Genomic DNA, 11,540 nt, shown 5'->3' on the forward strand with positions numbered 1-11,540 from the left:
CGGGAGAACCATTGCACTGAACGAGCGGGCCGACGTCGTCCCCGGGTTTCACTCGAAGATCTGAGGACGGTAACTGGTGTACTTCCAGCCCCCTTACGGCGCCTCCGGCGCATACCCCCCGAAGCAGGGCATGTACAACCCGGCGTTCGAGAAGGACGCCTGCGGCCTCGCCATGGTCGCGACCCTGCGCGGCGAAGCCGGGCACGACATCATCGCGTTGGCCCTCGAGGCCCTGCGCAACCTGGAGCACCGCGGAGCCATCGGCTCGGATGCGGGCACCGGGGACGGCGCCGGCATCCTGACGCAGATGCCCGATGCGTTCCTCCGCGCCGTCGTCGGCTTCGAACTGCCGCCCGTGGGGGAGTACGCGGCCGGACTGGCGTTCCTGCCCCGCGATTCGAGCGAGCGCCGCCAGCAGAAGGCCGGGATCGAGAAGATCGCCCGCTCCGAGGGCCTCCGGGTCCTCGGCTGGCGCGACGTCCCCACCGCCAACGAGAACCTCGGCAAGCTCGCCGATGAGGCCCGTCCTGCCTTCGAGCAGCTCTTCGTGAGCGCCGGCGGGGCGACCCACACCGATGCGCCGCTCACGGGCATCGCCCTCGACCGCGTCGCCTACCGTCTGCGCAAGCGCGCCGGTCACGAACTCGGCGCCTACTTCGTCTCGCTCTCGGCGCGCACGCTCGGCTACAAGGGCATGGTCACGACGCTGCAGCTCGAGCCGTTCTACCCCGACCTGCAGGATGAGCGCTTCGCGTCCGAACTCGCCGTGGTGCACTCCCGGTACTCCACGAACACGTTCCCCTCGTGGCCGCTCGCGCAGCCGCTGCGCATGCTCGCCCACAACGGTGAGATCAACACGGTCGGAGGCAACCGCAACTGGATGCGCGCCCGCCAGTCTCAGCTCGAATCCGAACTGCTGGGCGACATCACGCCGCTCCTGCCCATCTGCACCGACGGTGCCAGCGACTCGGCCTCGTTCGACGAGGTGCTCGAACTGCTGACCCTCACCGGCCGCAGCCTGCCGCACGCCATCATGATGATGGTTCCTGAGGCCTACGAGAAGCAGGCCGACATCACGCCGGAGCTGCGCTCGTTCTACGAGTACCACTCCAACCAGATGGAACCGTGGGACGGCCCTGCCGCTCTGATCTTCACCGACGGCACGCTCGTCGGTGCCACGCTCGACCGCAACGGCCTGCGTCCCGGACGCTGGACCGAGACGACCGACGGGCTCGTGGTCATCGGTTCCGAGACCGGCGTGCTGCAGTTCGAGCCGGAGCGCATCAAGCGCCGTGGTCGCCTGCAGCCCGGGAAGATGTTCCTCGTCGACACCGCGCAGCGCCGCATCGTCGAGGACAGCGAGATCAAGCACGACCTCGCCACGATGCATCCGTGGCAGGAGTGGCTGGACGCCGGTGCCGTGCGTCTTGCCGAGCTGCCGGAGCGCGAGCACATCGTGCACCCGCCGGCATCGATCACTCGCCGTCAGCGCACCTTCGGCTACACCGAGGAAGAGGTCCGCATCCTCCTCACCCCCATGGGGCAGACCGGCGTCGAGCCGCTCGGCGCCATGGGATCGGACACGCCGATCGCTGTGCTGAGCAAGCGTCCGCGGCTGTTGTTCGACTACTTCACGCAGCAGTTCGCGCAGGTGACCAACCCGCCTCTCGACTCGATCCGCGAAGAGGTCGTGACGAGCCTCAAGCTGGGCCTCGGCCCGGAGAGCAACCTGCTGTCGTGGGGGCCGGAGCACACCCGCACGGTCTCGCTCGACTTCCCGGTGATCGACAACGACGAGCTCGCGAAGATCCGCCACATCGACAAGGCCATGCCCGGCCGGTCGAGCGCGACCATCCGGGGTCTCTACCACTTCGATGCCGGCCCCCAGACGCTGCAGGACCGGCTCTCCGAGATGTGCGCAGAGGTGGACGAGGCGATCGAGAACGGCGCCGAGTTCATCATCCTGTCGGACCGCGACTCCAACAAGGACCTCACCCCGATCCCGTCTCTCCTCATGGTGTCGGCGATCCATCACCATCTCATCCGGCGCGAGAACCGCATGAAGGTCGGTCTCATCGTCGAAGCGGGTGACGTCCGCGAGGTGCACCACGTCGCCACGCTGATCGGCTACGGCGCCTCCGCCGTCAACCCGTACCTCGCTATGGAGACGGTCGAGCACCTCGTGCGCACCGGCTACATCAACGGCATCACGCCCGAGAAGGCGGTCAAGAACCTGATCTACGCGCTCGGCAAGGGCGTGCTCAAGATCATGTCGAAGATGGGCATCTCCACGGTGTCGTCGTACGCGGGCGCTCAGGTGTTCGAGGCGGTCGGCCTCAGCCAGGAGTTCATCGACGCGTACTTCACGCGCACCGAATCAAAGCTCGGCGGTATCGGCATCGAGGAGATCTTCGCCGAGAACCAGGCGCGCCACGACTACGCGTATCCCGAGGATGCGGCCGCACGTGCGCACGAGCGTCTGTGGACCGGCGGCGAGTACCAGTGGCGTCGGGACGGTTCTCCGCACCTGTTCAATCCGGAGACGGTGTTCAAGCTGCAGCACTCGACCCGCACACGGCGGTACGACATCTTCCGCGAGTACACGAAGCTCGTCGACGAGCAGGCCGCAGAGCTGAAGACCCTGCGCGGACTCTTCACCCTGCGCACCGGCACACGCAAGCCCGTGCCGCTCGACGAGGTCGAACCGGTCTCCGCGATCGTCAAGCGGTTCTCCACGGGGGCGATGAGCTACGGCTCGATCTCCCGGGAAGCGCACGAGACCCTCGCGATCGCGATGAACAGCATCGGGGCCAAGTCGAACACGGGCGAGGGCGGCGAGGACCCCGATCGGCTGGTCGACCCCGAGCGCCGCAGCTCGATCAAGCAGGTCGCCTCCGGACGCTTCGGCGTCACGAGCCTCTACCTCACCGAGGCGGACGACATCCAGATCAAGCTCGCGCAGGGTGCCAAGCCCGGCGAGGGAGGTCAGCTGCCCCCGACCAAGGTGTACCCCTGGGTGGCACGCACGCGTCACGCGACCGCCGGGGTGGGCCTGATCTCGCCGCCGCCGCATCACGACATCTACTCGATCGAAGACCTCAAGCAGTTGATCTTCGACCTGAAGAGGGCGAATCCCGAGGCACGCATCCACACCAAGCTGGTGAGCCAGTCGGGCATCGGTGCGGTGTCGGCGGGTGTCGCGAAGGCACTGAGCGACGTCATCCTGGTCTCCGGTCACGATGGGGGAACGGGTGCCAGCCCGCTGAACTCGCTCAAGCACGCGGGTACGCCGTGGGAGCTCGGTCTCGCCGAGACGCAGCAGACGCTCATGCTCAACGGCATGCGCGACCGTGTGGTCGTGCAGGTCGACGGGCAGCTCAAGACCGGTCGCGATGTGATCATCGGAGCCCTGCTGGGAGCCGAGGAGTTCGGCTTCGCCACGGCTCCGCTCGTGGTCAGCGGCTGCATCATGATGCGCGTATGCCACCTCGACACCTGCCCGGTGGGCGTCGCGACCCAGAACCCGGTGCTGCGCGAGCGGTTCACGGGCAAGCCCGAGTTCGTCGTGAACTTCATGGAGTTCATCGCGGAGGAGGTGCGCGAGCTCCTCGCCGAACTCGGATACCGCTCGATCGACGAGATCGTCGGCCGTGCCGACCTCATCGAGGTGAACGCCGCTGTCGAGCACTGGAAGGCCGAGGGGCTCGACCTCACTCCGGTGCTCGAAGGACCGGTGTTCCCTGCGGGTGAGCCGCGTCGCAGCGGGCGCACACAGGATCACGAGCTCGAGAAGCACTTCGACGTGCAGCTCATCGACATCGCGAAGGGGGCGCTCCTCAACGGCGAACCCGTCGTGGTGGAGCTGCCCATCGCCAACACCGAGCGCGCCGTGGGCACGATGCTGGGTCACCAGGTGACCTCGCGGCACGGGGCGGCGGGTCTGCCGCAGGGCACGATCGACGTCACGCTGCACGGCACCGCCGGACAGTCGCTCGGCGCGTTCCTGCCGCCGGGGATCGTGCTCCGCCTCGAGGGCGATGCGAACGACTACGTCGGCAAGGGGCTCTCCGGCGGCGACATCACGATCCGCCCGCCGCGCGGCTCCGCGATCGCTCCGCACGAGAACGTGATCGCCGGCAACGTGATCGGCTACGGCGCGACCTCGGGGACGATGTTCATCTCGGGCGTCGTCGGCGAGCGCTTCCTCGTGCGCAACTCCGGTGCGACCGCTGTCGTCGAGGGCGTGGGTGACCACGCTCTGGAGTACATGACGGGTGGTCTGGCCGTGATCCTCGGGTCGACCGGGCGCAACTTCGGCGCCGGCATGTCCGGGGGAGTGGCGTATGTGCACGCGCTCGACACGAGCAAGGTGAACGCGCAATCCTTCGGGAGTGGAGAGCTGCTGCTCGAACCGCTCGATCGAGCGGACCTCGAGGTACTGCGCAGCCTGCTGGTCGCGCATGTCGAGCGCACGGCGTCGCCGTTGGCCTCGTCCTTCCTCGAGAGCTTCGAGGAGACCGCTGCAGAGTTCGTGAAGGTGCTGCCTCGTGACTTCGCCGCCGTGCGGAGCATGCGCGAGGAGGCGCTGGCCGAGGGGATCGACCCCGACGGCGACATCGTGTGGAACCGCATCCTGGAGGTGACCGGTGGCTGATCCCAAAGGCTTTCTGAAGGTGACCGAGCGGGAACTCCCCGCACGACGTCCGGTGCCGGTGCGCATCATGGACTGGAAAGAGGTCTACGAGCCCGGTGACAAGCAGGTGCTCCGTCGTCAGGCCGGCCGTTGCATGGACTGCGGTGTGCCGTTCTGCCACCAGGGGTGCCCGCTCGGCAACCTGATCCCGGAGTGGAACGACCTGACGTGGCGCGGTGAGGGTCGCGCGGCGATCGAGCGTCTGCACGCCACGAACAACTTCCCTGAGTTCACGGGACGGCTGTGCCCTGCGCCGTGCGAGAGCTCGTGCGTGCTTGGCATCAACCAGCCGGCCGTGACCATCAAGCAGATCGAGGTCTCGATCATCGACGAGGCGTTCGCGAAGGGCTGGGTCGAACCCGAGCCGCCGGAGCGACTGACGGGCAAGACTGTCGCTGTCGTCGGATCGGGACCGGCGGGTCTCGCCGCCGCGCAGCAGCTCACCCGTGCCGGGCACACCGTCGCGGTCTTCGAGCGTGACGACCGCATCGGAGGTCTGCTCCGCTACGGCATCCCCGACTTCAAGATGGAGAAGACCCAGCTCGAGTCGCGTCTTCGTCAGATGCAGGAGGAGGGCACCCGCTTCCGTGCCGGTGTCGAGATCGGCAAGGACATCTCCTGGCCCGATCTGCGCGCGCGGTACGACGCGGTCGTCATCGCCACCGGCTCGACCGTGCCGCGTGACCTCGCCATCCCCGGCCGTGACCTCGACGGGGTGCATTTCGCCATGGAGTACCTCGTGGAGTCGAACCACGCGGTCGCGGGAGACAAGGTCGCCGATCAGATCAGCGCCGAGGGCAAGCACGTCATCGTGATCGGCGGCGGTGACACCGGAGCGGACTGCATCGGCACCGCTCACCGTCAGGGCGCACTCAGCGTCACCAACCTCGCGATCGGCAAGCAGCCGGGTGACACGCGTCCCGACCACCAGCCGTGGCCGATGATGCCGACCGTGTTCGAGGTGTCGTCTGCGCATGAGGAGGGCGGCGAGCGGGTCTTCCTCGCATCCACCGTCGAGTTCCTCGGCAACGAGGTCGGCGAGGTCCGCGCCCTGCGTGTCGCCGAGACCGAGTACGTCGATGGACGCCGTGTGCCCAAGAGCGGCACCGAGAGGGAGATCCCGGCCGACCTCATCCTGATCGCGATGGGATTCACCGGTCCCGAGCAGGGCGGATACACCGAGGACACGCTTCCGCAGGTGACCGACCGGGGTGCGTTCCGTCGCGACTCCTCGTACGAGTCGACGGTTCCCGGCGTGTTCGTGGCCGGTGACGCCGGACGCGGACAGTCGCTCATCGTGTGGGCCATCGCCGAAGGGCGTGCGGCGGCGGCGAACGTCGACCGGTTCCTGATGGGCACCACCGTGCTCCCCGAGCCGGTGCGCCCGAGTGATGTCGCGATCGGTCTCCAGCCCGCGTAGGCTGAGGCCGGCACCGTCGCCTGATTTACCTTCCCCCACTTCTACCCTGGAGAAATCTTTGAGACGCGCGAAAATCGTCGCCACCCTGGGCCCCGCCACCTCCACCTATGAGACGGTGCGCGCACTGATCGATGCGGGGGTGGATGTCGCTCGACTGAACCTCAGCCACGGCGACTACTCCGTGCACGAGAACAACTACGCCAATGTGCGTCGTGCCGCAGAAGACGCCGGCCGTGCCGTCGCCATCCTCGTCGACCTGCAGGGTCCGAAGATCCGTCTCGGCAAGTTCGAGAACGGCCCCTACGAACTCGCCAAGGGCGACATCTTCAAGATCACCACCGAGGACATCATCGGCAACAAGGACATCAGCGGGACGACCTTCAAGGGGCTGCCGCATGACGTCAAGCCGGGAGACTTCCTCCTGATCGACGACGGCAAGGTCCGGGTCGAGGTCGTCGAGACCGACGGCGTCACCGTCACGACCAAGGTCATCGTCGCCGGTGCCGTGTCCAACAACAAGGGCATCAACCTGCCCGGCGTCGCCGTCAACGTCCCCGCGCTGAGCGAGAAGGACGAAGACGACCTTCGCTGGGGTCTGCGCATCGGTGCCGACCTGATCGCCCTGTCGTTCGTGCGCAACGCCGCCGACGTCGAGCGTGTGCACGAGATCATGGCGGAAGAGGGCGTCCGCGTCCCTGTCATCGCCAAGGTCGAGAAGCCGCAGGCCGTCGATGCGCTCGAAGAGATCGTCGACGCGTTCGACGCGATCATGGTCGCTCGTGGCGACCTCGGTGTGGAACTTCCGCTCGAGGCCGTGCCGATCGTGCAGAAGCGCGCCGTCGAGATCGCGCGTCGCATGGCCAAGCCGGTCATCGTCGCGACGCAGATGCTCGAGTCGATGATCAGCAGCCCGGTGCCGACCCGCGCCGAGACCTCGGATGTCGCGAACGCCGTGCTCGACGGCGCGGACGCGGTCATGCTGTCGGGTGAGACCAGCGTCGGCGACTACCCGGTGGTCGTCGTCGAGACCATGGCGCGGATCATCGCGTCCACGGAAGAGCACGGCTTGGAGCGCATCGCGCCCCTCACGACCAAGCCCCGCACCCAGGGTGGTGCCATCACGCTTGCTGCTCTCGAGGTCGCCGAGTTCGTCGACGCGAAGTTCCTCTGCGTGTTCACCCAGTCGGGCGACTCCGCGCGTCGTCTGTCGCGCCTGCGCTCGCGCATCCCGATGATCGCGTTCACGCCCGAGCCGGGCATCCGTCGCCGAATGGCGCTGACCTGGGGCATCCGTTCGACCCTGGTCGACATGGTGCAGCACACCGACCTGATGTATCACCAGGTCGACGAGTATCTGCTCGGCAACGGTCTCGCCGAGGAAGGGGACAAGGTCGTCGTGATCTCCGGCTCCCCTCCCGGAATCGTCGGATCGACGAACGACCTTCGTGTGCACAAGGTCGGCGATGCGATCCGCGGTGCAGCTCCGATCTACAAGGCCGGCGTCTGACGCACAGCATCCAGAGGGGGCGGGACTTCGGTCCCGCCCCCTCTGTCATGCGCATCGGGTAGTTTTCACTCATGGAGCCGTGGTGTCGTCGGAGGAGCCCGTCATCGGCGTGCTGAAGAACGCGGGGTGGTGGATCGCCGACTACGTGTACGCCGGGTACTGGCAGGTGCGCGCGATGTTCGACCGCACCGATCCGGCATCCTTCGCATCCGGGAGTGCGGCGCACATCGTCGTCCTCCCGGGCGTCTATGAGACGTGGCGGTTCCTGCAGCCGCTCGTCGCCGCCATGCACGACCGCGGGCATCCGGTCCACATCGTCGATACGCTTCACCGGAATCAGCGACCGGTGGCGGACATGGCGCGAGCCGTGGAGGCGTTCCTGACGGAGAACGGGCTCGACGATGTGATCCTCGTCGCCCACAGCAAAGGGGGTCTCGCAGGAAAGGTCGTGATGACGGGTCCCGCGGGCGAGCGAGTGCGTTCGATGCTCGCGATCGCGACCCCGTTCGGGGGTTCGCGCTATGCCCGGCTCATGCTGTCGCGCACTCTGCGGGAGTTCTCACCGGAAGACCCGTCGATCGTGAGCCTCGCGCAGCAGCTCACGGTGAACGGGCGGATCGTGTCGGTCTATGCGACGTTCGACCCCCATATCCCGGAGGGGAGCGAACTCGCCGGAGCCAAGAACGTCCGCCTCGACACGGGCGGGCACTTCCGGATCCTCGCGAATCCTCGGGTCCTGGCGGAACTCGCGGTCCTCGCGGAATAGTTCGTCGCCGAGGATCAGAAGGTCACCGGCAGCCGTCAGCCTCTGCGCGGTCTCCGTCCAGCGTCGGGAGCCACAGCAGCAGGTCCGGCAGGGAGGCATAGGCGGCGAGGCCGTGGGTGACGCCGGGGTAGCGGTGGAACGTCACCTCGGCGTTCTGCGTGCACAGCAGCTTCACGTAGTCCTCGGTCGCGCTCGGCAGCACGAGTTCGTCGGCTTCTCCCTGGCCGACGAAGACGGGCACTCTGACGGGACTGTTCCCCGCACTGTTCTCCTGCAACATCGTCTGCCACGGTTCCGTCGTGGCGGGATCGCTCCGGACGTATCCGCCGACCAGGGGATCGGCGATCGCGTGGATCTCATCGTTCTGGGTGAGCAGGCACAGGGCGGCCATCGCCGGTGTCGCCTTCAGCCCGGCGGGGGTGAGGATGCCGGTGATCTCCGTGGCGCCGTACTGCTCGGCGTAGGCGGCCTCGTAGGCCGGAACGGCGAGGGAAGCGATCGTGACGCCGGAGAGGTTCACGATGTCGTCGGTCATCAGGGCGTTCAGATTCGCCGCCGGGGCCGCCACGGCGACCCCTTCGATCGTGAGCTCGTGCGCGTACTCCGCTGCACGTTCCGCAGCGAAGAGCACAGCCTGCCCGCCCTGCGAGTGTCCCCACAGCACGACCCGGTCGCTCACGTGTGCGTCGTCGATCCGTCGCGCCGCCCGGACGATGTCGAGCACACTGTTGGACTCGGGCACGCCGAGCAGATACGACGACGCGCCTTCGACGCCGAGCCCCGGATAGTCGGTGGCCACGACCGCGTAGCCCTCGGCGAGCAGCTCATGCATCCCCTCGATGTACTGGAACGGATCCAGGTCGCGTGAAGGCGCACACGTCGATGCCGCACCGGTGGTGGGATGGCCCCAGGAGATCACGGTGCGTCCGCCCTCGGGAGCAGGCCCGTCCGGGACGATCACCACGCCGGAGACAGGGATGTCCGCCCCCACGAGATCGCGGGAGTGGTAGATCACGCGCCACGCGACGGCGCCCGCGGGTGCGCTCTCGATCGACTCGATGCGGATGATCTCGCCCGGATCTCCCCGGGGTGGGGGAGAGGGGAGGGTGTAGAACGCGGGATCCGCTCGGGCTTCGTCCTGCTCGGCGAGGGTTCTCCGTGTCACCTCGGCGGCGAGGAGCATGAGAGCCACGGCGAGGACGGCGCCGATGGCGATGAGGGCACGGCGCCGACGTCGCGGACGCGCAGCGTGTGCGGCAGGCAGGTCGTCGCCTTCGTGCATAAGGACTTTCTAGCGCACGGGGCCGTTTCGAGGGAGGGGGCCGGTGGGCGCGGAGGAGACGACGGAGGGAGTCTCATCGAGGGTGCCGGCGGTGGGACTCGAACCCACACGCCCTTTCGGACAAAGCATTTTGAGTGCTCCGCGTCTGCCATTCCGCCACGCCGGCTCGTGTGTCGCGTTTACGACTTTAGCGCAGGCGAGGCGCGTGAACGTCCGCGCCGAGCGCCGAGGGCCTGCGGACAGGGGCACTCCACTAGGATGGTTGTGTGACAGAGCAAGAAGAGCAGGCTGAGCAGCCCACGTCATCCGCACCCCGACGCGTCGTCGTCGCCGAAGATGAGTCGCTGATCCGTCTCGACATCGTCGAGATCCTCCGCGACAACGGCTTCGATGTGGTCGGTGAGGCCGGTGACGGAGAGACCGCTGTCGCTCTGGCGACCGAGCTGCGTCCCGACCTGGTCATCATGGACGTCAAGATGCCTCAGCTCGACGGCATCAGTGCCGCCGAGAAGCTGCACAAGGGCAACATCGCCCCCGTCGTCCTCCTCACGGCATTCAGCCAGAAGGAGCTCGTCGAGCGCGCCAGCGAGGCGGGTGCTCTCGCGTACGTCGTGAAGCCGTTCACCCCGAACGACCTCCTGCCCGCGATCGAGATCGCGCTGGCCCGCCACGAGCAGATCATCACGCTCGAGGCCGAGGTCGCCGACATGGTGGAGCGCTTCGAGACCCGCAAGCTCGTCGACCGTGCAAAGGGCCTCCTCAACGAGAAGATGGGCCTGAGCGAGCCCGAGGCGTTCCGATGGATCCAGAAGGCGTCCATGGACCGCCGTCTGACGATGCAGGACGTCGCCAAGGCGATCATCGAACAGCTCGCTCCCAAGAAGTAGCGGTGGACGCCGGGATCCTCCGGCTCGATACCGAGCACATCCTGCGGCCCGTACGGCGGGGCGATGGCGCTGCGCTCTCACGCGCTTATCTCGCGAACCGCGAGCATCTCGCACCGTGGGAACCCACCCGCAGCGAGGCGTTCTTCTCCGTCGACTCGCAAGAGCAGCATGTGCAGCAATGCGTGGATGATGCGGCCAGTGGCCGCAGCATCCGCTTCGTCATCGAATCCGATGACGGAGAGATCCGCGGACGGATGAACATCAACAACATCGTCCGTGGCGCGTTCTGGAGCGCCGACCTCGGATACTGGGTCGACAGGTCGAGGCTGCACCGTGGGCTCGCGAGCCGCGGGGTCGCGCAGATCATCGAGTACTCGCGCGCGGAACTGCGCCTCCATCGGCTGCAGGCGGCGACGCTGCTGCACAATCTCGGGTCACAACGGGTGCTGCTCGGAAACGGCTTCGAGCGCATCGGTATGGCGCCGAACTACCTCCGCATCGCGGGGGAGTGGCAGGACCACCTGCTGTTCCAGCGACTGCTGGAGGAACCGCTCAGCGCTCGGCGGGAAGGTCCTTGATCATGTTGGTGATGCGGATCGTCGAGCAGCGGCGCCCCTGATCGTCCGTGACCACGATCTCGTGAACGGTGATGCTCCTGCCCAGGTGCACGGGCGTGCACACTCCTGTGACGACACCCGAGGTCGCCGACCGCGTGTGCGTCGCGTTGATGTCGACACCGACGGCGAGTCGGCCGGCACCGGCGTGCAGGTTCGCCGCCATCGATCCGAGGGATTCCCCGAGCACCACGTAGGCGCCGCCGTGCATGAGTCCCACCGGCTGGGTGTTGCCTTCGACGGGCATGGTCGCGACGCAGCGCTCGACGCTGAACTCGACGAACTCCATGCCCATCTTCTCGGCCAGAGCACCCATTCCACGGGCCGTGGCCCAGTCGAGTCCCTCGCTCATCGCGACGTCGCTCATGCAT

8 protein-coding genes and 1 tRNA gene are annotated in these 11,540 nt (G+C 67.3%); 6 read left to right on the forward strand and 3 right to left on the reverse strand.

Features of this window, described 5'->3' with window-relative positions:
- Nucleotides 1-130 precede the first annotated feature (130 nt).
- From gltB to ABDC25_RS08805, 4 genes are all read left to right on the forward strand, one after another.
- A complete protein-coding gene (gene gltB, locus ABDC25_RS08790) occupies nucleotides 131-4,654 on the forward strand; it encodes a glutamate synthase large subunit (RefSeq protein WP_347125971.1) in 4,524 nt (1,507 codons plus the stop codon).
- On the forward strand, nucleotides 4,647-6,113 hold the full coding sequence (locus ABDC25_RS08795) for a glutamate synthase subunit beta (RefSeq protein ID WP_021200592.1): 1,467 nt from the start codon (nucleotides 4,647-4,649) through the stop codon (nucleotides 6,111-6,113). Before gltB ends, ABDC25_RS08795 begins: the two co-directional genes overlap by 8 nt.
- 58 nt (nucleotides 6,114-6,171) lie before the next feature.
- Complete coding sequence (gene pyk, locus ABDC25_RS08800; protein WP_021200591.1) at nucleotides 6,172-7,620, forward strand: pyruvate kinase; 1,449 nt, start codon at nucleotides 6,172-6,174, stop codon at nucleotides 7,618-7,620.
- A gap of 79 nt (nucleotides 7,621-7,699) precedes the next feature.
- On the forward strand, nucleotides 7,700-8,386 hold the full coding sequence (locus ABDC25_RS08805; RefSeq protein ID WP_167254099.1) for an alpha/beta hydrolase: 687 nt from the start codon (nucleotides 7,700-7,702) through the stop codon (nucleotides 8,384-8,386).
- 22 nt (nucleotides 8,387-8,408) lie between these two features.
- Here the strand turns inward: ABDC25_RS08805 and ABDC25_RS08810 are convergent, their stop codons facing one another.
- Nucleotides 8,409-9,668: an alpha/beta fold hydrolase gene (locus tag ABDC25_RS08810; protein WP_347125841.1), complete on the reverse strand. Its 1,260-nt coding sequence runs from the start codon at nucleotides 9,666-9,668 to the stop codon at nucleotides 8,409-8,411.
- Nucleotides 9,669-9,751: 83 nt separating this feature from the next.
- A tRNA-Leu gene (locus ABDC25_RS08815) sits at nucleotides 9,752-9,834 on the reverse strand.
- A 100-nt stretch (nucleotides 9,835-9,934) separates the two neighbouring features.
- Here ABDC25_RS08815 and ABDC25_RS08820 point away from each other — a divergent pair.
- Nucleotides 9,935-10,555 carry a response regulator gene (locus tag ABDC25_RS08820; protein WP_017830602.1) on the forward strand — a complete coding sequence of 207 codons (621 nt, stop codon included), beginning with the start codon at nucleotides 9,935-9,937 and terminating at the stop codon, nucleotides 10,553-10,555.
- Between the two features lie 2 nt (nucleotides 10,556-10,557).
- Nucleotides 10,558-11,133 carry a GNAT family N-acetyltransferase gene (locus tag ABDC25_RS08825; protein WP_347125844.1) on the forward strand — a complete coding sequence of 192 codons (576 nt, stop codon included), beginning with the start codon at nucleotides 10,558-10,560 and terminating at the stop codon, nucleotides 11,131-11,133.
- Here the strand turns inward: ABDC25_RS08825 and ABDC25_RS08830 are convergent.
- A complete protein-coding gene (locus ABDC25_RS08830; protein ID WP_021200587.1) occupies nucleotides 11,108-11,536 on the reverse strand; it encodes a hotdog fold thioesterase in 429 nt (142 codons plus the stop codon). The two genes, ABDC25_RS08825 and ABDC25_RS08830, sit on opposite strands and share 26 nt — an antisense overlap.
- Nucleotides 11,537-11,540 lie beyond the last annotated feature (4 nt).

The sequence above is a fragment of the Microbacterium sp. SY138 genome, assembly GCF_039729145.1.
GTDB lineage: Bacteria > Actinomycetota > Actinomycetes > Actinomycetales > Microbacteriaceae > Microbacterium > Microbacterium maritypicum_A.

Coding starts and splice junctions, on each gene's coding strand:
- ABDC25_RS08830 (WP_021200587.1), bottom strand. CDS start 11,536: ATGAGCGACGTCGCGATGAGCGAGGGACTCGACTGGGCCACGGCCCGT.
- gltB (WP_347125971.1), top strand. CDS start 131: ATGTACAACCCGGCGTTCGAGAAGGACGCCTGCGGCCTCGCCATGGTC.
- ABDC25_RS08810 (WP_347125841.1), bottom strand. CDS start 9,668: ATGCACGAAGGCGACGACCTGCCTGCCGCACACGCTGCGCGTCCGCGA.